Raw genomic sequence first — 19,617 nt, forward strand, 5'->3', positions numbered from 1 at the left:
CTGTTTTTTTGTTTATTAGTCTGAAACTCTTGTTTATCAGCCTGTTCTGTTCATTTATCAGCCTTTCAACAATACAGCATTGCGCTTATAGATGCGCTCTAAATAATGCGCATATAATGATAACTCTGACTCTTGTAATGGTAATAGTACTGTGTTCGAATTCCATGCTAGCAATAATTGCTGAATTCGTATATTGACTTCCGCAACAGTCATCGGTTCGCCTGTTAGCTCTTGCATGGATGCCATCACTTCGGGCACTACTGTCGGATACGTAAATTTCGTTTTCTCCCCTTGTAAACTCACAGCATAAAAATCACGAATAAGCGCGGCTCGCTCACTACCACTGCCTTCAATACATAAATAGATTTGTACAGCGATGCCATTTTGCATACGACGCTGTGAAATTCCTGCAAATTTTTTGCCCCCGATACTTAAATCAAATGTACCCGGACAATAAGAGCCCACAATTTCGTATGCTTCAATTTGATCGGCTACTTCTGGAAAAATCGCTTTCACCAAATCTACCATATAACTAAACGCTCGATCGATACTTGTCGGCTCGTTCTCACTAAATACAATCGATACATTTAAAACACCAGGGTCAAGCACAACCGCTAGTCCACCAGAGTTTCGTACAATCGGCTCGTACCCGCGCGCGCGTAACAACGCCATGCCTTCCTCAATATGCGGTAAGCGATGATCCTGAATACCGAGCACAACCGCTTCCTGATGTACCCATGTCCGAATAACGGCTGGACTACTTGCATGCCCTGTTACATGGCAAAGTGTATCATCCATTGCAAACGATTCAAGCGGCGAGTGCGTAAGCATCGTGAGCGATTGATCGATAAAACGCCAGTTTGTTTCTGTCAAAAAACGATTCATTGTTTATAACTCCTTACGAATTGACTACACTTAGCATACTGTATTTTCAACTCATGTCAAATTGGTGAATTTACTTGTTTTTGTAGTTTCTCATAACGAAATGTTCACTACTTGTGTTACACTAACTGTGAATAATTATCCATAAAAGGAGTGTCTTACACAATGAATGAAGCAGCTATTACACTAGACGGCTGGTATGCTTTACATGATTTCCGTTCAATCGACTGGGCTTCTTGGAAGTTAGTTTCTGAGGAGGAGCGCAAAGCAGCAGTTGATGAGTTTATTCAATACTTAGAAAAACTAAACGAAGCAGATGTAGCAAAAACGGGTGCACATGCTTTTTACGCGATTGTTGGTCAAAAAGCAGACTTTATGCTGATGACGCTTCGTGAAACAATGGACGAGCTGCAAGAAATCGAAGCAGCGTTCAATAAATTAGCGATTGCAGACTTTACAGTGCCAACATACTCTTACGTTTCAGTAGTGGAATTATCGAACTACTTAGCAGGCGAATCAAACGAAGATCCATACCAAAATCCACATGTTCGTGCACGTCTATATCCAGAGCTACCACGTTCGAAATACGTGTGCTTCTACCCAATGGATAAGCGCCGTCAAGGAGACGACAACTGGTACATGCTATCAATGGATGAGCGCAAAAACTTAATGCGTTCTCACGGTATGATTGGTCGCGGCTACGCAGGAAAAGTAAAACAAATCATTACAGGTTCCGTTGGCTTTGACGATCACGAATGGGGCGTAACTTTATTCGCTGACGATGTATTACAATTCAAAAAATTAGTATACGAAATGCGCTTTGATGAAGTATCCGCGCGTTACGGCGAGTTCGGTTCATTCTTTGTTGGTAACCTTTTAGACAACGAAAAGCTCGTACAATTCCTGACTGTATAATAAAAAACCTCGCGTATTTCATTTGCGCGAGGTTTTTCAATTTACTGGCTTGCTTTTTAGGTTTACTTGCTTAATTTCCAGATTTACTTGCCATTTCTAAACTATCCACAATTTAAATACCTATCTAATCGCCCATACTTTATCCCCAGGCTTTTATACACTATCTTCTTCTGCCTTTAAAATAATAATGACGAGGTTAATAAACACACCGAGAACTAACATCAAAATAAATAAATACCAATGCAACGGTTGATCATACAAATGGCCAATGACAAAAGCAGCGATCGCACTAAGGAACATACCTACCCATCTCTCGATTTGCACTATATTCACTCCCTTGAGTGTTTATTTGTTTACCTTTAATGTTATTTATTCTTTATGAGTCTTTTTCATCACCTGTCACAATTCCGTCACATTATACCACTTAATGTATCATGTGTGCTTTACAATAGGAATTATTTGATCCGCATAGGTGGAAAATCCACTAGCTCTATTGGCGAAGGGCAACAGTGCGTTGATCACGCAGGCGTTACGCTCTTAATCAGCGGGACCGACTCAATACATCACGTCCGTGTAATGACATGGGCATTAGCACGTCCTGTGCGTCAAAACCTCACTAATTGAAGTTTTACTTTATTTTGTGAACTTTTTTTTATTCAAACATATATTAATGACAGAAGGAGGTACGCCTATCACTGTTGTCAATTGCGTACGTGCTCACTGTCTTGACGTTAGAGATATTCGTACCGTTAAACGAACGGTCTACTAACCTCTAGACGGTTCAAGTTACGTTATGTCTTTGCACTAATGGAATTTGATGGTTTAAAGATTTAAAAAGGAAAGGAAGAAATCATTGACTTATTATTGGAATCCACAGCAAGGCGGTTATGCAGCTCAATTTCCAGGTCAACAAATGACTGTCCCTCAAATGCGTGAGGAATCCTATATCGAAAATATTTTACGCTTAAACCGCGGCAAGCCCGGGAATTTTTATTTTTCGTTTGAAAACGTAGTGGATGGTCAGAAAACAAAAACAGTGCGTGGTGTAGTAGAAGCTGCAGGTCGTGACCATGTCATTTTACGTGAACTGCGAACAAATCACCGCTTCTTATTCCCTATGATTTATTTCGACTATGCAGAGTTTGACGAAGAATTGAATTACTTTACACCAAGACAACAATAAAAAGCGCGCGTCTCATTCATTTGAGACCCGCGCTTTTCCTTTATACTTTAAATCGTTGTACTTCCGATTGTAAGTTTTGTGCATTTTCACTTAATGTGTTGGCTACACCACTTACTTCAGCCATTGTGGAAACTTGTTCTTCCATTGCAGCTGCAATGGTAGCGATATGATCTGATGCTATTTCCGCACCATTAGAAATTTCATTGACGGAAGCGGAAACTTCCTCTGCACTTGCGGAAATTTGTTCAGCTGTGGCGGAAATCTCTTGAATTTGTGTCGTCATCACTTCTACCGCATTAACAATCCCGTGGAACGAATCCCCTGCCTCTGTAATGATATTGACACCATCTTTCACAGAAACAAGTGAGTTTTCTACAGCACGTTCTACATTTTCTGTATCTGTTTTAATTTCCATTGTTAATGCCGTAATGGAGTTTGCGGATGCTTTGGATTCCTCAGCTAATTTACGTACTTCATCTGCCACAACAGCAAAGCCTTTCCCATGCTCACCTGCACGCGCTGCTTCGATAGCTGCATTCAGTGCTAAAAGATTCGTTTGGTCTGTAATATCTGTAATGACTTTCGTGATATGACCAATTTCTTCTGTTTGTTTCGCTAATTTCCGAACTAAATCATTGACGGTTGCAGTTGAATCATTGATAATGCTCATTTGGTTCTGGGCATGTTCAATGATTTCTTGGCCATGTGTTGCTGTTTCACTTGCATCAAGCGATGAAGAATGCAGTGTTTGGGACGCTTCGGCAATCCGTTGTACACCTTGAGCTGTTTCTTCCATTGCAACAGCACTTTCACCTGCAGCACGAGACGAACCTTGTGCCGCTTCGGCTGTATTGGCTACTTGGCGTGTGACATCTTCCGTCGTTGCTGTAATTTCCTCTGCACTTGCAGATAATTCTTCCGCCGAGGCACTTAACTGCTCGGCGTTCGCTTGTACATTTTGAATCAGGTTACGTAAACTATTTTTCATGTTATTAAACACAGTAGCTAATTGACCAATTTCATCTTTGGACTTGAATGTAACATCTTGCTGAGAAAGGTCCCCCTCTGCAATCATATGTGCCGATTGCATGACTGTTTTTAATGGTGATGTAATTGCACGACGAACGTAAAGTATTAATAAGATACTAATGACTATACTGATGACTAACACAATGATGGATGTCGTGCGAGAATTTTTGATGGCGCTATTTGTGTCTTCTTTAATCCGTTCAATCTGTTCTTCCTGATACTCGACCATTTTATTAGCAGATGCTAAAATTTCTGCATTCACATGCGCTAATTGTGTATTGACCATTGTTTTTGCCCGTTCTAACTCCCCTGCGTCAACAGCTGCTAATACTTCTTTAAGGTCCTTGTTGAAGTCTTGATTATGTTTATTGATTTCATCCCAATAGCCTTGCATAACTCCACTTGTAAATAAACCTTTTAACTCCAAAATACGTTGATCTAAATCTTCCGCATACATTAATAGATTCTCGCGATTTTTATCTGTTGGCTCAATGATTATGGCACGTGCAAACAGTCCTTGCATCGCTAAATCAACGCGAACTTGGTCAATGATACGAATTTGTACGACCCGATTATTTAAAGCCTCATCGGTCTTTTCTTCTATATTGGATAAATTCCAAAAGCTTATCCCGATTGACACACAGAGTAAAATGATAATGGAATAAAAAGCTATATTTAATTTTGCCCCTACACTCATCTAAACCCCTCCTAAAACCTGATTTCATATCATTTTTTGTTATTATTTTCGTATATCTTATAATTTATATACATTCAAATGTATCATTGTTACATAAGTGATAATTTATTATCTATTTTACAGAAAACCCCTACTAATATCGTATTAGATTTATCCGACTAAATAGTCCATCGTCGCCTTCCCTAGTACTTTGGCAGCGATTAACATCGCACGTTCATCAAAATTAAATTTGGCATGATGGTGAGGATAAGTCGTTTCCCACGTCGGATTTTTTGCACCTGTAAAGAAAAACGTACCGGGTACATGTTGCATATAGTAAGCAAAGTCTTCCCCTATCATAAACGGTGGACATGTAATGACATTTTCCACCGCTGGGATGTTACGTGCGATAGTTGCTACAAAGTCGGTTTCCTTTTGGTGATTGACTACCGGTGGGTATCCTCGGTAGTACTCATATGTATATGATGCACTTGCCCCAACACAAGTCGATTTTAATAAAGCTTCTATTTCTTCTACGATTTGTTCTCGTACTGATTCTTCAAATGTACGAACCGTTCCTTGAATTTTCACGGTATCGGCAATAACATTAAATGGATTGATTGCTTCAAAATGTCCGACTGAAATAACAGCTGATTTAAGTGGATCAATCCGACGCGAAACAATCGTTTGTAGCTGTGTGACAAACTGTGCCCCTAGCACGATTGCATCAACGGAATGATGCGGCTCTGCCCCGTGTCCCCCTTTCCCTTGAATTGTTATTTCAAAACGGTCAGCTGCTGCCATAATCGCCCCATCACGGACTAAAATATCCCCTAATGGCGTCGGTGCCCAAAGATGTGTACCAAAAATCACATCTACGCCTTCTAAACAGCCATCTTCGATCATGGTCTTCGCTCCACCTGGCGCGATTTCTTCCGCATGTTGATGAATAAAAACAATATTCCCTGCGATCTCTTCTTGCATCTCCATTAAACATTTCGCTAAAACGAGCAGTGTCGCTGTATGACCATCATGACCACACGCGTGCATCACACCGTCATTTTTAGACTTATATGGAATATCGTTTAACTCTTGAATGGCTAGCGCATCAAAGTCCGCACGCAATGCCACCGTTTTTCCAGGTTTTCCTCCGCGAAGTGTCGCGACAACACCACGCTCCCCAACATGCTCCCTCACTTCTAAGCCAAGCGTGCGATGAAAATTGGCGATATACGCTGGTGTATGTACCTCTTGAAATGAAAGCTCAGGTCGTTCGTGTAAATAACGTCTAATGGCTACCATCTCTTCATAATGCTGTTCCAACAGACTAAATAACTGCTCCATTTATCCCACTCCCCCTACTCCTATACTAAATATCGTTCAATTTCAAAAATTCATTATACTTAATCCAAAAAAAATACCCTCTATTTTTAATTTACATAAAAATAAAGGGTCTTACGTCTTATTTTGTTGCTTTGAGTGTTGCAGCAATGAGCATACTCCAACCAATTAAAAATAATACACCGCCAATTGGTGTAATCGCCCCTAACACACCGATGCCTGATAACGCTAACACAAATAAACTTCCTGAGAAGAAAACAATGCCCAAATTCATACAAACCATCGCAATTTTTAATTGCTTTGCTTCTCCAAATAATTTAGTACTCATTAAAATGCCAATCAGAACAAGTGCTGTTGCATGGAACATTTGATACTGTACCGCAGTATTCCAAATGCTTTCACTATAATCATCTAATACGTTTTCAAGTGCATGTGCACCAAATGCTCCTAACGATACGGCTAAAAATCCGTGTACTGCGCCAGAAATAATTGAACCTTTCATACTAGAACCTCTTTCATGCTAAAAATCAAAAATTGAATCGCCGTTTCCATCAGACTCCTGTAGTTTATTGGAAGGATTTGCTTGTCGCATAACAGGCAGTTGTACTGTAGCTGTTGACATAGCCGTTTGTTCCATTTTTAAGGTTCTTTGTCCAAGCACAATATCACATAAAGCTTTTACCGCTGTGAGTTGCTCACGCATTTGTTGCTCGTCCTGCGCATGTTTAGCGTTTTGTACTAATTGCGCCATTTGCACAATCATCGCTTCATAGGAAATCATCATTGCCCTCCTTGCTTTGGTACAAACTTTAAGCAATCCATCCCTGACGATTGCTTCACGACGACGGAAGGAAGCTGTTTTGTTTTAAAGCCGTACGCTTGACACCCCCGTGGATTTGCGGGGTCCCATGTTACTTTAAAATGCGCACATTTAAAACAATTAATCTTCATCATACTCCCTCGCTTTCCTTACCACTTTACCACGTTTCCAATAGAGAAAAAAGGCACTTTCGTTATAACTGCCAATCGATGGGTGTTTTGCCCCAAGCCATCAGTTGAGCATTAATTTTGGAATATGGCTTACTACCAAAAAATCCACGGTGCGCACTTAATGGACTTGGATGTGGCGCTTCTAATATCACATGTTGTGGATGACGCGCAATAATCGACTTTTTCGTTTGTGCAGGTCGTCCCCATAGCACAAAAATAATCGGCTCTGGTCGCTCGGCTAATTTCGTGATGATTGCATCGGTAAACTGCTCCCATCCTTTTCCCTTATGCGAATTGGCTTCCCCTGCACGTACTGTTAATACGGTATTTAACAACAAAATCCCTTGCTCCGCCCACTTCATTAAATACCCGTGACTAGGCATCGTACAGCCTACATCGTCTTGCAATTCTTTTAGCATGTTTTTTAAGCTTGGTGGCTGTGGGACACCAGGTTTTACAGAAAAGCTCATGCCGTGTGCTTGATTTGGTCCGTGATACGGGTCTTGTCCTAAAATAACGACTTTTACATCCGAAAAGCTGGTCGTATGCAATGCATTCATTACTTCCTCTTTCGGTGGATACACAACATTTTGACTGTATTCAGCTGCAACAAATTTCCGTAAGTTTTCGTAATATGGTTTTTCAAATTCTTCTTGCAGAATATGTTGCCATTCATTTTCAAATACTTCTTTCATACAAATCACCTCATTCTTTAACGTAGTCGGTCAGTACTCTTTTCGCAAGTGAATTGTCCTCTGACCATTTATCTTTTTCATTTTCTGACCATTTTATAAAAGCCAGGGCAGCTGTATACTCATACTCAATATTATGTAGGAATTTTTAAGTAAGGAGCGAATAATGACATGGCATTAAAAAAGACATTAACAATTGCAGGTTCTGATACATCAGGAGGTGCAGGCCTTCAAGCTGATTTAAAAGCATTCCAAGAGCACGGCACATATGGGATGACAGCTTTAACCGTTGTCGTTACAATGGATCCAGATAATGGCTGGAGCCATGGTGTATATGCGCTACCAACAGATGTTTTACAGGCACAAATTAAAACGGCATTATCCACAGGAGTAGATGCGATTAAAACGGGGATGCTTGCATCTGAAGAAATCATTAAAATCGCAAGTGAAGCGATTCAACAATCAGGTACTGATCAAGTTGTCATCGATCCCGTAATGGTATGTAAAGGAGAAGATGAAGTACTCAATCCAGGCAATACAACGGCAATGATTGAGTACTTGCTTCCATATGCAACAGTTGTCACACCAAACCTGTTCGAAGCGGGTCAACTGGCTGGTACAGGCACACCGAAAACAATTGAAGAAATGAAAGCAGCAGCTCAAAAAATTTACGCGCTGGGTGCAAAAAACGTGGTCATTAAAGGCGGAAAAGCATTAGCACATGAAAAAGCAGTTGATTTATTTTATAACGGAGAAGAATTTAAGCTCCTTGCAACAGACAAAGTAGCTTCTACGTATAACCACGGCGCAGGCTGTACATTCGCTGCGAGCATTTGTGCGAACTTAGCAAATGGCATGAATGTAGAAGAAGCGGTACTGGAAGCAAAAGAATTTGTCGCAGCAGCGATTCAACACGGTTGGGCATTAAATGACTATGTTGGACCGGTTATGCACGGCGCAAAACCGCGCTTCGGTGCACCAGAAGTGACGGTTACGACAGTTTAATTGTACCACCGAGGTACCCGGTACTTCGGTGGTACTTCGGTGGCACTTCCCCGGTACTTTCCCGGTACCTCAAAAGGCGTACTTAAAAAAAGTACGCCTTTTCCTTTTCATCTATAGAAAACATTTACTATACTAATAGATAGACAGATTCGAAAGGAGAATTGAGATGAAGGAAGTACAAGTTGATGCGCTCCAGGATTTACTTAATTCTTTTGCGAACAAAGATGTATACATTCACCTAGAAACAACAAACGGTTCTTATGCCACACATTACGACGCCAATTTCTTTAATGCAGGTGCATTTATTCGGAATGCACGTATTTGCTATGAACTGGGGAAAGTCGTGGGTGAAACACCTCATCGCGTCGGGTTAAAAATGGCGCATGGCTGGGTATATGCACAAGGTATTACCCATTACCAACTCGATGAACAAGGCAGACTATTGATGGCTGGATTAGACAATACCGGGAAATTAGCGATTGCACTTGAAATTAGTGAAACGCCATTTTCATATTAAGGAGTGACGCGTTGATGACATTACAAAAAGAACGTCAAATTTTACTCGTATTCCCGCACCCAGATGATGAAGCATTTACATGTGCAGGAGCTGTTCGCCTCTCTGCTAATATGGGAGTACCTGTTACATATGCGTGTTTAACACTGGGGGAAATGGGGCGCAATTTAGGGAACCCACCTTTCGCTACACGGGAGTCCTTACCTGAAATTCGTCGTGTTGAGCTACAAGCAGCTTGCGAGGCGATGGGCATTCAAGACCTGCGCATGATGGGCTTGCGTGATAAAACAATCGAATTTGAAGATGATGAAAAAATGGTGAAACTTGTCACGGATTTAATTGAAGAGTTAAACCCATCGTTAATTTTCACCTTCTTGCCCGGCTTCTCTGTGCACCCAGACCATGAAGCGACAGCACGCGCGGTCGTAGAGGCAGTTCGTCGTATGCCAAAAAGTGAGCGTCCAAAAATTTGGGCGATTGGCTTTGCGAATGATACAGAGGCACGCAATGGGGAGGCACATATTCATTTAGATGTCAGCAGCGTAAAGATGGATAAACTAGCGGCCTTACGTGCGCATATGTCTCAAACTGCTTGGATGATGGCTGAAACGACAAAACGGATAGAAGAGGGCCAACCGATGAGCGAAAGCTGGTTAAATGTTGAAAAGTTCTATATTATCCGTCATGAAGACGAGATTAATGATTCCATGGATAGTGCATTTTTATAATGCATGCAAAAAGCGGGCTATCATATGCCCGCTTTTCCACATTCGTTTATACGTTTTTTTATACATTTTTTATACTTTTCAAACACTTCCTCTGAGCATTCATAAAACCTCAATATAGCCTTTCTTTTTAAAGTCTCCACATAGTAAATCCAAGTTTTTCTAACCGTGTATACAAATCGTATGCACTTATATTATCAGAATAATGCGTCTTTAAGCAAAATAGTAGACAAGTGTATATAAAGAATATATAGTGTATAAATATTCAACATTACAATTTAAAGAGGTTATTATACATGAAGAAATTTTCGGCTTATACGTGGTTTCTTTTCATAGCACTGTCTGCTGTTGGGGTGTTTTTATTTATTACACCCATTTCCACAGATGAAGGACTTAAAGTACCAATTGCTCTTTTAGCGAATTGGTTAGCTGGAAAAGTAGAACCATTTATTCAATGGTTTGCATTTGGCACATTTATTATTGCAGCATTAGGCTCTATTATCATGCATTTTGTCCCACAAAAAGGGCCACGTACATTAATGGATTCACTATTCCGCGTTCACTGGTTCTGGACAACGATGCGTGTACTTGCTGTTGTATTTGCAGGGATGTACTTATTCCAAGTAGGACCTGAAAGTATTATTTCTGACAATACGGCTGGTTTACTTATTACACCAGATGGCGGATTAGTCACAATGATGTTTACGTTGTTTTTATTTGCTGGACTTTTATTACCATTATTAACAGACTTCGGTTTACTGGAGTTCTTTGGTTCCATGATGGTGAAAATTATGCGTCCTGTGTTCAAAATCCCTGGTCGCGCAGCAATCGACTGCTTAGCTTCTTGGGTTGGGGATGGCACAATCGGTGTGTTACTAACAGCGAAGCAATACGAAGATAAAAGCTATACAGGGCGTGAAGCAGCTATTATTGCGACAACATTCTCCGTTGTGTCGATTACGTTCTGTATCGTTGTTTTAGATACAATTGATTTAAACAATTATTTCTTAGAGTTTTACGGCTCTGTTATTTTTGTAGGATTAATTTTAGCATTAATTATGCCACGTATTTTCCCATTAAAACAAAAAGCGAATACATTAATCGACGGTTCCAAGCTACCGGACGATTTTGAAGATGTGCCTGCTGATTTTAATGCGATTTCTTACGGTTTACACAATGCCCTATCAAAAGCAGAGGCTAATAAAAACTTAGGCAAAATTGTTGCAGGTGGTTTTAAAAACGTACTGGAAATGTGGTTTGCTGTCACGCCTGTCATTATGGCGTTCGGTACGATTGCATTAGTGCTAGCGGAGTTCACAAGCTTCTTTAAAATTTTAGGGATGCCATTTGAGCCTATTTTAGCGTTACTGCAAATTCCTGAAGCGGGTGAAGCAGCCCAAACAATGATCGTTGGCTTTGCGGATATGTTATTGCCTTCTATTTTAGGAGCGGGGATCGAATCCGAATTAACACGCTTCTTTATCGCAACGGTTTCTGTTACACAGCTAATTTATATGTCTGAAGTGGGCGGATTGATTTTAGGAACAAAACTTCCATTAAAGATTTGGGATCTATTTTTAATCTTCTTAATCCGTACAATAATTTCCATTCCAATCGTTGCAGCGATTGCACATATGCTATTTTAAAAAAACGGGACACCTCGAGTTGCGAGATGTCCCGTTTTTCTTATGCTTCTGCTAATGGTTTACCATCATGCGGTGTATTGTATATGTCTACATCTAACTCGCCTGTTAAACGTGCTGTTGTCACACCGGCTGTCATGGAACCACTGACATTTAATGCCGTACGTCCCATATCGATTAATGGCTCGACTGAGATTAATACCCCTGCAAGAGCAATCGGTAAATCAAGCGCTGATAACACTAGAATAGCCGCAAATGTCGCTCCACCACCTACACCTGCTACACCGAATGAGCTAATCGCTACAATCGCTACAACTGACACTAAAAATCCAGGTGATAATGGATTAATACCTACTGTTGGAGCAATCATCACCGCTAACATCGCTGGATAAACACCTGCACAGCCATTTTGACCAATCGATAAACCGAATGAACCTGAGAAATTAGCAATGCCTTCTGGTACCCCTAAACGAGATGTTTGCGTAGCAATATTCATCGGTAATGCACCTGCTGATGTGCGTGATGTGAACGCGAACAATAATGTTTCTGCTGATTTCTTCACATAGGTTACTGGATTTAACCCTGTTACTGCTAATATGATGAGATGAATGATGAATACAATCATTAATGCAACATAGCTCGCTAATACAAACTTCCCTAGATTATAAATCGCGCCAAAATCACTAATGGCTACTGTACGTGCCATAATCGCTAAAATCCCGTATGGCGTCAGCTGTAATACGATACGTACAACACCCATAATTAAAGCATAAATCGCATCAATCCCTTTTTTAATGACACTCGCGATCTCTTCATCCTTGCGTTTTACTTGTAAATAAGCAAAGCCAAGAAAGGCCGCAAAAATAACGACTGAAATCGTTGAAGTGGAGCGTGCCCCTGTTAAATCTAAAAAGGGATTTGCCGGGAATAGCTCTAAAATTTGAGTAGGCAGTGGTAAAACGGTCGTTTCTGCACGCTCTACGATTGACTCACCACGGGCAATCTCTGCTTCCCCTTGTAAAATTTGATCTGCTTGTAAATCAAATAATGTCGTGGCCGTAATCCCTACTACCGCTGAAACAGCTGTCGTGCCAATTAAAATAGCTAAAATGAGCCCTGCTACTTTCCCAAAGTTTTTACCAAGATTCATTTTCGTAAAGGCTACTAAAATCGAAATAAAGATTAATGGCATCGCAATCATTTGAAGTAGTTTTACATACCCTGTGCCAATAATGTTATACCATAGTACCGTACTTGTGATTTCTTCTGCGCCTGCGCCGTAAACGAACTGTAACCCTATACCTAATAAAATACCTAAGCCTAACGCAATAAATACACGCGTTGAAAATTTTAAATGCTTTTGCTTTAACACATAAAGCAGTACGACGAAAGCAAGTAGTACTACAACGTTAGCAACTATAATCCCATTCATGCTGTCTACCCCCTGAAGTTGTATTTATCTATTTATATGCATTCTATTCTTATAATACCTATTAGTCAAGTATGCTTTATTCACTATACTATATTTCAATCTCTCTATATAAAAACAGGAGCCATCCTACTTATTGGACAGCTCCTGCTTTCTAGGTATTTAATTCATCACTAAATGATCAGTTTTAATGTCGACCACTAGCCAATACATGTTACACCTGTACTTTACTTTGAAACTTCGACAGTAACTGTTCGGTAAAACAAACCCCTGGATCTTCTATGACAGTAGCCGCTACATCGTATCCTTTTTCCTTAAACAGTTCACCATGTGCTGGGGTAAACGCTAGATTCGTTAGCTCTAGCATCCCTAAGTCCATAATGGAGTCGCCCGCAGCATAATGCATTGTATACGGGATTTTCTCTAACACATATTGCACGGCTCGTTCTTTCGTCAAACATTTCGGTAACACATACAGCTTACGTCCATTTATATAACTACTCCACCCGACTCTTTCCATGCGGGCACGCAAATCATTCAGACAGTCCCACTCTATTTTCTCTTTTACAAGCATTAACACATAAAAGAGTTGATCTGCATCTGCTATTTGCTGAAACATCGGATGTTGCCAATCGGTTGCAAATACATGTGCCATTTCATGAAACGGCATGCTTTCTGCTAATAATTGTTGCATGATGGCATCCCACTGTGTGTCTCGTTGTCCATCCTTCAACACAATACCGCCGTTTGCTACAATGGCATATGGTGGTTTATAGACATGTTGAAATAACTCAATGCGCTCATATTGATGCGCAGCACGTGTCGTAACAGGAATGACGAAGGCGTCACCCGATAATTGAAGTAAAGCTTGCTCAGTTTCATGTGAAATAAAAGATAATGCTTCGCCGTCTACATATTCTACACAAATTAATTCACTTAACGGACGATTGACGGTGCGTTTTGAGAAAATAAATGTCCGATCTAAATCGGTCGTTAAAATACGCATTATTTCATCTCCTTTATCAAACCACAGCATGCATAACTCATATCGGGATACGGCTCAACCGGTACACCCCGTTCTTGTGCGAGTAAATAAATATGTGCTAAATGCTGTTCAAACGCTGGATTCACAAGAATCTTCCACGGTACCCGCCTCAATAATACCCGCGTCGTTTCGCCAATACCGGGTTTAATATGGTTGATATTTTTTATAGTAAAGCGTTGCTGGATTGTCTGTACAGATTGCATACCTTGCCAATTCGGTGGCTGTACCGGCACCTGTAATTCCTCTTTAATTGCCTTTTCGACTATGTCAAACTGTGCTACAACTGCATCGATAAAGTGAACCGATACATCCACTTGTGCGAGTTCACCGTAGTATTTTGCCCCATGAAAATCGCCCTCTTTTAAGTACCGCTTATTTAAGACGGTACGACTGACAAGCCCTGAAACCGTTGAATTTAAACAAGCAGAAGGAATGAAGAAATCTTCACGTGTGCCATAAATAGGAGCACAATAGGCTGGATCTGCTAAAACGGCTAATGTAGCATCAATTGCCTTATTATACGTCTCATTAAACGTTTGACAAGCGGCTGTTAATTCTTGTGTAATCGCCCCTTTACCTGTCCAACCATCAATAAATTGGATATGACTTTCCGGGTGATGATTAACGATATAAAGTAGCGCTGTTTCATCAACCCCTCGTTCACGAATAATTGAGATTGAGTAATGAGGCACCGAAATATGATACTTATATGCATAATAACGTTTGAGTAAAATACCAATCGGTGTACCAGCACGTGCTAAGCTAACAAGAACTAACTGTTCAAGTGGTTTCTTTTCAAGAATTTTTTCTGCTACTACGCCGACAGCCGTTGCAATGGCTAGAGCATATTGCGCTAATGTTTGATAAAACAGCGCCATATACTGTTCATTTGGTTGCACTTCTACAGGTAACATTTCAGCGTAATTAGTACCTTGTTGAATACGACGTTCTCGTTCTTCTGTACTGTGCTCCATCTCAATATGACTTAAATCCCGAAGTAAAAATGTAATATCCTCTTCGCTGTAGCTTGATGGCATATTCGGTGGCGGTATATGTTCTGTTAACTTAACGACTGTTATTTTTTCTACTCCAATAGTACTTAAACATGCGAGTAGCTCGTTTAACCCTTTTTCACTCGCTAAACGTTCTAAAATAATCACCACTTCTTGGTATCGCCCATTCGGAATGTTATATAAATAATTTTTTACCCCTGCATTTTCCGGACTTTCAAAGTGAAATTTATTATAAATTAGCGTATCCTGATGCGCATAAATGGGGCTACGTGTCGTCGATTGGAAGTAGACGTCTTCTCCAAGTGCAGCAGCAATCTGCATCGGTACATACATACATTCTCCTGTACCAATCACTAAAAGCGGGCCAGGCTGCCGCATAGATTTTAGCGACTTACTAAATGTCTGTAATTCTTGCTGTACTACATGCTCCTCTTGCTTCGTCACGCTAAACCGCCCTGTGCCGACATAATAGGGCGCTGTGCAAATACTCCCATTTTCACTAATGGAATAATACGGGCGAACAGATGGGAGGGCTGCATCGATATGCTCAATCTTCACTGGTTGAGGCTGTCGCTGAAATAGCGGCTCCGGATCTACTACCGCGCCTTCAACAGCCATTTCTCCCGTCATGAGTGACACAACATTAATTTTTACCCCTAGACGTTGTGCCTGCTCTGTATAAGCGGCACGTTGCTCGTCATTGCGCCAATCCAAAATCGACACAACTGTAAACTGTTGCAAGTGTGGATACGTCTGTTTTAATTGTTCAATGATATTTACATTGGTTTTCCCTGTAGAAATTTCATCATCTACTAAAATAATATTTTCATACGCTAACAATAGTTGCTCATTTTCTGTATACATCCGGTGACTTGTCGCATGGGAATGTTCTTCTTCAAATCGAATAATCGGCTCCATCCCACAAATATCTTCTCGCGTCGTATGGATATACGCTGCTTTTTCATCGCATGCATAAAAGAAGGCATGTCCTAATGCGGTCGCTGTTTCCGCAAAGCCGATAATCAACTGTTTTTCAGGTAGAATAATAGGTTGTTCCCCTATTTGTGCTACAATCTCTAATCCTGTACACGTTTTAATCGCTTGTACGACCTGCTCTGTTAGCGGATGCTTTTGTTGCCATAGGACTTCCGCAACACGCATTGCGAGTAGAGCACCTGTCAGAAGAGGGATTTGTGGTGGCACCGCTATATGTTTCCCTAATACTTTACTCACAAATAAAAAAGGACGTTTTTTATTAATACGTGCGGCCACATCAAACAGATTGGCACGGTCAAATTGATATGGATTTTCTTGAATGGATGTGTTCACATAAAGCTTGTCCAAAACAGCATACATCTTTAACCTCTCCCTTACAGTAAATCGTCGAACTGACATTGCGGATGAAATACACCATATACTTCGGCTCGAAGCAGTACTTTTCGTGCCCACTCATAATGCGGCTTCATTTCATTCATTTTATTGGCATACTCACTTTTCTGTACACCGACTGTCCCACGCTCGTGTTCCATAATGGAGAGCGCATCTAAATATTCTTCATGCGTCACGACATGGAGCGCGTTGACAATATTAATATGCGTCGGATGAATCACCGTTTTCCCAATCAACCCATTTAACCGATCGAGCTGTACTTCCTTGATGAGCCCTTCTGTAGCCGATACGGTCTGTTTTGCCACCACACTGCCTGTCTGCCCATTGTGTTCCATCGTTGCATCAAAGTATTCCCATACGCTACCCGACATGACAAACGGATAATCACTACGACCAAACACATTAAAAATATCAGCCAAACAATCTCGTACAACAACAATGTCATACAAGCTTGTCTGCTGTGTCCGACGAATCCCGTAAAGCCCTGAAAAATCGGTTGTACCAATTCGAATATTTAAAATCGCCTCATAATGATGCATTAATTTCTGCCGAATCATTATCAAATTATGTGCCCGTTGTTCCTTATATAAAATATCGCCCGTCTCTAAAATCGGCATCCCGTAAAGGGTATAACCTTTTTTTCGCTGTGCTTGTAATACCGTTAAATACTCGTCCGCGTTGTCCAACGAAAACTTCGGAAAGACATAGCCCGTTAACAGGTGTTGTAAAGCACCCAGCATTGCGGTTAATTGTGCTAATTGTGCGGGATGACGTACACGAATAAATAACAATGGGAGCTCTTCCTGCTTCATGTCTCCATACTGTAGCGCAATCGCAAGCACCTCTAGGGTCTCATACACATTTTGTAGTGCGCTTGCCACTTGTAAATCCCCAACTGCATCTTCCAAATCCACTACAACAGACGTGACGTTCGGAAACTTTTTGCTCATTAAATCTTGTGCTATATGTGGTTTTGTCGCAGGCATATAAAGCGTCGCACCTAAGCAATAGGCCAGATGCTCCTTACTGCTCTCTTTTGAAAAGACAGTCGGTCGCTTATAAAAAAACGTTGCTAATGCTTCGTCACGTAGATTCATAAAAAAACGCATAAAACCCTCCATTGAAAAGAAAAAGCTGCTCCTCTTGTGGAACAGCTCCCCTCTCTTGATCGATTAAAGTGGTAATGACTAGAAAAACATCGCTCAAGCAAGATGATTGCCTCATCTTTGCAAAACGCTTACCGATTCATCAAAAATCGGTTATACCGATAAGCCATACGTTCGTACTAATGCCGCTAACCCGCCTTGATAGCCTGAACCGACCGCATTAAATTTCCAGTCTTGGTTGTGACGGTATAGTTCACAGAAAACTACGGCTGTCTCAATGGAGAAATCTTCCCCTAAATCAAAACGCAGTACTTCATTATTCGTATCTTCATTAATTAAGCGCACGAACGCATTGGAAACTTGCCCAAAGTTTTGACGGCGTGCTTCTGCCTCATGAATCGTCACTGTAATCGCGATACGATCCACGGAAGCTGGCACTTTGGATAAGTCCACTTTCAGTTGCTCGTCGTCCCCATCGCCCTCACCTGTCCGATTGTCGCCTGTATGGATAACAGAGCCGTCCGTGCTTTGTAAGTTATTATAAAAAATGAAGTCTAACTCATTACGGCATTTACCGTCAGCGCCTAAAATGAAAGCACATGCATCTAAATCAAAGTCCTGGCCACCATCGAAGTTCTTCACATCCCAGCCTAAACCAATGATAATTCGCTGTAGTGAAGGGTCACTTTTTGTTAAATCAATCCGTTGACCTTTGCTTAACTGAATCGCCATAAAACCTCTCCTTTATCCAACTTGTAGACCGAAATCTTTACATAAAGCGGCTAGGCCCCCTTGATAACCTGAACCAATCGCAGAGAACTTCCACTCGCCGTTATGACGATACAATTCCCCTACTACAAGTGCTGTTTCAATGGAGAAATCTTCCCCTAAGTCATAACGAATTAATTCCTCACCTGTCGCATCATTCACAATGCGAATAAATGCATTGGATACCATACCAAAATTTTGGTTACGGCTCTCTGCTTCGTGGATCGTTACAGTAAATGTGATTTTTTGTATAGTAGCTGGTACATCTGTTAATGTCACATATACGACTTCATCATCCCCATCACCTTTACCTGTTAAGTTGTCACCTGAATGGACAACAGAACCCGCACCACCTGTTGTATTATTATAGAAAACGAAATCACTCGGGTCCTTTACTTTCCCCGTTTCATCTAATAAGAAAATCGATGAATCTAAGTCAAAATCGTTCCCTCCGTCGTATTTATTTGTATCCCAGCCTAAACCAATCATCACTTTTTTAATACCAGGGTTTGTTTTTGTTAAATCAACCTTTTGACCTTTTGCTAATGAAACAACCATTTTCAATTTCCCCCTTTAATGTTATGTAAAGCGCGCACAAACATCGCCTAATTTTAAATCTTGTGTCCCTGTACCAATTGCACCAAACTTCCATTCCCCATTGTGACGATAAATTTCGCCGGTAATGAGTGCCGTTTGATTTTGATAATCTTCTGATAAATTATAACGAATTAATTCACTATTATTTGATGGATCGATGACACGAATGTAAGCATTGCGAATCATACCGAAGTGTTGTTTACGACCTTGTGCATCATAAATGTTAACGACAAACACGAGTTTATTAAACTGCGCCGGTACAGCATTTAAGCTCACAATGATGGATTCATCATCCCCATCGCCTTGACCTGTTAAATTATCACCTGAATGGACAACAGAGCTACATACACTCGTTGTTCTACCAAAATAGATGACATTCTCTTGGCTCACTAGTTTGTCATTTTGTAACATCAGAACGGATGCATCACAGTCAATATTCGGTTGTGAACTTCCACCGCCGCCAAATAGACCGCCTAAAAAGCCACCACCACCGCTACGTTGTTCTACAGGGTCCCAGCCAAGGCCGATAATTACTTTATTTAACCCTGCATTTCCTTTGGTTAAATCGACGCGCTGTCCCTTTTGGAGATTGACTACCAATTAAACACACTCCTTTTCTATTCGAATTATCTAACAATTTAAATATTAACATCTCAAAAATTTTTTTCCAATTAA

At 40.8% G+C, this 19,617-nt stretch carries 21 protein-coding genes; 6 read left to right on the top strand and 15 right to left on the bottom strand.

Going from position 1 to position 19,617, the window contains the following annotated elements:
- Window positions 1-57: 57 nt before the first annotated feature.
- The gene (locus AC3II9_RS02635; protein WP_489152917.1) at window positions 58-885 is read right to left on the bottom strand and encodes a lipoate--protein ligase family protein; all 828 of its coding nucleotides are present in this window, start codon (window positions 883-885) and stop codon (window positions 58-60) included.
- A 162-nt stretch (window positions 886-1,047) separates the two neighbouring features.
- On the opposite strand from AC3II9_RS02635, the gene hemQ reads away from it, so the two are divergent.
- On the top strand, window positions 1,048-1,797 hold the full coding sequence (gene hemQ / locus AC3II9_RS02640; RefSeq protein WP_391367816.1) for a hydrogen peroxide-dependent heme synthase: 750 nt from the start codon (window positions 1,048-1,050) through the stop codon (window positions 1,795-1,797).
- Between the two features lie 153 nt (window positions 1,798-1,950).
- On the opposite strand, the gene AC3II9_RS02645 is transcribed toward hemQ, so the two are convergent.
- Window positions 1,951-2,121, bottom strand: coding sequence for a hypothetical protein (locus AC3II9_RS02645; RefSeq protein ID WP_489152918.1), 171 nt, complete (start codon window positions 2,119-2,121; stop codon window positions 1,951-1,953).
- A 589-nt stretch (window positions 2,122-2,710) separates the two neighbouring features.
- Between AC3II9_RS02645 and gerQ the strand changes: the two genes are divergently transcribed.
- Window positions 2,711-2,980: a spore coat protein GerQ gene (gene gerQ, locus AC3II9_RS02650; RefSeq protein ID WP_489152984.1), complete on the top strand. Its 270-nt coding sequence runs from the start codon at window positions 2,711-2,713 to the stop codon at window positions 2,978-2,980.
- 40 nt (window positions 2,981-3,020) lie between these two features.
- Here gerQ and AC3II9_RS02655 read toward each other — a convergent pair whose 3' ends face one another.
- The 6 genes from AC3II9_RS02655 to AC3II9_RS02680 all read right to left on the bottom strand — a co-directional run bounded on the left by AC3II9_RS02655 (window position 3,021) and on the right by AC3II9_RS02680 (window position 7,711).
- Window positions 3,021-4,706, bottom strand: coding sequence for a methyl-accepting chemotaxis protein (locus tag AC3II9_RS02655; protein WP_489152919.1), 1,686 nt, complete (start codon window positions 4,704-4,706; stop codon window positions 3,021-3,023).
- A 150-nt stretch (window positions 4,707-4,856) separates the two neighbouring features.
- Window positions 4,857-6,029: a M20 family metallopeptidase gene (locus AC3II9_RS02660; RefSeq protein WP_489152920.1), complete on the bottom strand. Its 1,173-nt coding sequence runs from the start codon at window positions 6,027-6,029 to the stop codon at window positions 4,857-4,859.
- A 118-nt stretch (window positions 6,030-6,147) separates the two neighbouring features.
- Entirely contained in the window at window positions 6,148-6,528 is a 381-nt protein-coding gene (locus tag AC3II9_RS02665; RefSeq protein ID WP_489152921.1) for a DUF423 domain-containing protein, read from the bottom strand.
- Between the two features lie 18 nt (window positions 6,529-6,546).
- The gene (locus tag AC3II9_RS02670; RefSeq protein ID WP_489152922.1) at window positions 6,547-6,807 is read right to left on the bottom strand and encodes a YwdI family protein; all 261 of its coding nucleotides are present in this window, start codon (window positions 6,805-6,807) and stop codon (window positions 6,547-6,549) included.
- A complete protein-coding gene (locus AC3II9_RS02675) occupies window positions 6,807-6,977 on the bottom strand; it encodes a uracil-DNA glycosylase (RefSeq protein ID WP_391367833.1) in 171 nt (56 codons plus the stop codon). Before AC3II9_RS02675 ends, AC3II9_RS02670 begins: the two co-directional genes overlap by 1 nt.
- 62 nt (window positions 6,978-7,039) lie before the next feature.
- The gene (locus AC3II9_RS02680; RefSeq protein WP_489152923.1) at window positions 7,040-7,711 is read right to left on the bottom strand and encodes a uracil-DNA glycosylase; all 672 of its coding nucleotides are present in this window, start codon (window positions 7,709-7,711) and stop codon (window positions 7,040-7,042) included.
- 168 nt (window positions 7,712-7,879) lie between these two features.
- On the opposite strand from AC3II9_RS02680, the gene thiD reads away from it, so the two are divergent.
- The 4 genes from thiD (at window position 7,880) to AC3II9_RS02700 (ending at window position 11,598) form a co-directional block, all read left to right on the top strand.
- Entirely contained in the window at window positions 7,880-8,713 is an 834-nt protein-coding gene (thiD, locus tag AC3II9_RS02685; RefSeq protein WP_489152924.1) for a bifunctional hydroxymethylpyrimidine kinase/phosphomethylpyrimidine kinase, read from the top strand.
- Between the two features lie 166 nt (window positions 8,714-8,879).
- Window positions 8,880-9,230: a YojF family protein gene (locus AC3II9_RS02690; RefSeq protein ID WP_489152925.1), complete on the top strand. Its 351-nt coding sequence runs from the start codon at window positions 8,880-8,882 to the stop codon at window positions 9,228-9,230.
- A gap of 14 nt (window positions 9,231-9,244) precedes the next feature.
- On the top strand, window positions 9,245-9,955 hold the full coding sequence (gene bshB2 / locus AC3II9_RS02695; protein WP_489152926.1) for a bacillithiol biosynthesis deacetylase BshB2: 711 nt from the start codon (window positions 9,245-9,247) through the stop codon (window positions 9,953-9,955).
- 293 nt (window positions 9,956-10,248) lie between these two features.
- A complete protein-coding gene (locus AC3II9_RS02700; RefSeq protein WP_489152927.1) occupies window positions 10,249-11,598 on the top strand; it encodes a YjiH family protein in 1,350 nt (449 codons plus the stop codon).
- 40 nt (window positions 11,599-11,638) lie between these two features.
- Here AC3II9_RS02700 and AC3II9_RS02705 read toward each other — a convergent pair whose 3' ends face one another.
- From AC3II9_RS02705 to AC3II9_RS02735, 7 genes are all read right to left on the bottom strand, one after another.
- Window positions 11,639-13,027: an L-cystine transporter gene (locus tag AC3II9_RS02705; protein WP_489152928.1), complete on the bottom strand. Its 1,389-nt coding sequence runs from the start codon at window positions 13,025-13,027 to the stop codon at window positions 11,639-11,641.
- Window positions 13,028-13,238: 211 nt separating this feature from the next.
- On the bottom strand, window positions 13,239-14,030 hold the full coding sequence (locus AC3II9_RS02710) for an HAD family hydrolase (RefSeq protein WP_489152929.1): 792 nt from the start codon (window positions 14,028-14,030) through the stop codon (window positions 13,239-13,241).
- Window positions 14,030-16,438 carry a phosphoribosyltransferase gene (locus AC3II9_RS02715; RefSeq protein ID WP_489152930.1) on the bottom strand — a complete coding sequence of 803 codons (2,409 nt, stop codon included), beginning with the start codon at window positions 16,436-16,438 and terminating at the stop codon, window positions 14,030-14,032. Before AC3II9_RS02715 ends, AC3II9_RS02710 begins: the two co-directional genes overlap by 1 nt.
- Window positions 16,439-16,452: 14 nt before the next feature.
- Window positions 16,453-17,580: an HpcH/HpaI aldolase/citrate lyase family protein gene (locus AC3II9_RS02720; protein WP_489152931.1), complete on the bottom strand. Its 1,128-nt coding sequence runs from the start codon at window positions 17,578-17,580 to the stop codon at window positions 16,453-16,455.
- A gap of 150 nt (window positions 17,581-17,730) precedes the next feature.
- Complete coding sequence (locus AC3II9_RS02725; protein ID WP_489152932.1) at window positions 17,731-18,309, bottom strand: TerD family protein; 579 nt, start codon at window positions 18,307-18,309, stop codon at window positions 17,731-17,733.
- Window positions 18,310-18,321: 12 nt separating this feature from the next.
- Window positions 18,322-18,903: a TerD family protein gene (locus tag AC3II9_RS02730; RefSeq protein WP_489152933.1), complete on the bottom strand. Its 582-nt coding sequence runs from the start codon at window positions 18,901-18,903 to the stop codon at window positions 18,322-18,324.
- Between the two features lie 21 nt (window positions 18,904-18,924).
- Complete coding sequence (locus AC3II9_RS02735; protein ID WP_489152934.1) at window positions 18,925-19,542, bottom strand: TerD family protein; 618 nt, start codon at window positions 19,540-19,542, stop codon at window positions 18,925-18,927.
- Between the last annotated feature and the right edge of the window lie 75 nt (window positions 19,543-19,617).

The sequence above is a fragment of the Lysinibacillus sp. RU7 genome (assembly GCF_057837305.1).

What these genes read in the sequence shown, in the direction of transcription:
- AC3II9_RS02635 (WP_489152917.1), bottom strand. Translation starts at nt 885, where the DNA reads ATGAATCGTTTTTTGACAGAAACAAACTGGCGTTTTATCGATCAATCG.
- hemQ (WP_391367816.1), top strand. Translation starts at nt 1,048, where the DNA reads ATGAATGAAGCAGCTATTACACTAGACGGCTGGTATGCTTTACATGAT.
- gerQ (WP_489152984.1), top strand. Translation starts at nt 2,711, where the DNA reads ATGACTGTCCCTCAAATGCGTGAGGAATCCTATATCGAAAATATTTTA.
- AC3II9_RS02655 (WP_489152919.1), bottom strand. Translation starts at nt 4,706, where the DNA reads ATGAGTGTAGGGGCAAAATTAAATATAGCTTTTTATTCCATTATCATT.
- AC3II9_RS02660 (WP_489152920.1), bottom strand. Translation starts at nt 6,029, where the DNA reads ATGGAGCAGTTATTTAGTCTGTTGGAACAGCATTATGAAGAGATGGTA.
- AC3II9_RS02665 (WP_489152921.1), bottom strand. Translation starts at nt 6,528, where the DNA reads ATGAAAGGTTCAATTATTTCTGGCGCAGTACACGGATTTTTAGCCGTA.
- AC3II9_RS02670 (WP_489152922.1), bottom strand. Translation starts at nt 6,807, where the DNA reads ATGATTTCCTATGAAGCGATGATTGTGCAAATGGCGCAATTAGTACAA.
- AC3II9_RS02675 (WP_391367833.1), bottom strand. Translation starts at nt 6,977, where the DNA reads ATGAAGATTAATTGTTTTAAATGTGCGCATTTTAAAGTAACATGGGAC.
- AC3II9_RS02680 (WP_489152923.1), bottom strand. Translation starts at nt 7,711, where the DNA reads ATGAAAGAAGTATTTGAAAATGAATGGCAACATATTCTGCAAGAAGAA.
- thiD (WP_489152924.1), top strand. Translation starts at nt 7,880, where the DNA reads ATGGCATTAAAAAAGACATTAACAATTGCAGGTTCTGATACATCAGGA.
- AC3II9_RS02690 (WP_489152925.1), top strand. Translation starts at nt 8,880, where the DNA reads ATGAAGGAAGTACAAGTTGATGCGCTCCAGGATTTACTTAATTCTTTT.
- bshB2 (WP_489152926.1), top strand. Translation starts at nt 9,245, where the DNA reads ATGACATTACAAAAAGAACGTCAAATTTTACTCGTATTCCCGCACCCA.
- AC3II9_RS02700 (WP_489152927.1), top strand. Translation starts at nt 10,249, where the DNA reads ATGAAGAAATTTTCGGCTTATACGTGGTTTCTTTTCATAGCACTGTCT.
- AC3II9_RS02705 (WP_489152928.1), bottom strand. Translation starts at nt 13,027, where the DNA reads ATGAATGGGATTATAGTTGCTAACGTTGTAGTACTACTTGCTTTCGTC.
- AC3II9_RS02710 (WP_489152929.1), bottom strand. Translation starts at nt 14,030, where the DNA reads ATGCGTATTTTAACGACCGATTTAGATCGGACATTTATTTTCTCAAAA.
- AC3II9_RS02715 (WP_489152930.1), bottom strand. Translation starts at nt 16,438, where the DNA reads ATGTATGCTGTTTTGGACAAGCTTTATGTGAACACATCCATTCAAGAA.
- AC3II9_RS02720 (WP_489152931.1), bottom strand. Translation starts at nt 17,580, where the DNA reads ATGCGTTTTTTTATGAATCTACGTGACGAAGCATTAGCAACGTTTTTT.
- AC3II9_RS02725 (WP_489152932.1), bottom strand. Translation starts at nt 18,309, where the DNA reads ATGGCGATTCAGTTAAGCAAAGGTCAACGGATTGATTTAACAAAAAGT.
- AC3II9_RS02730 (WP_489152933.1), bottom strand. Translation starts at nt 18,903, where the DNA reads ATGGTTGTTTCATTAGCAAAAGGTCAAAAGGTTGATTTAACAAAAACA.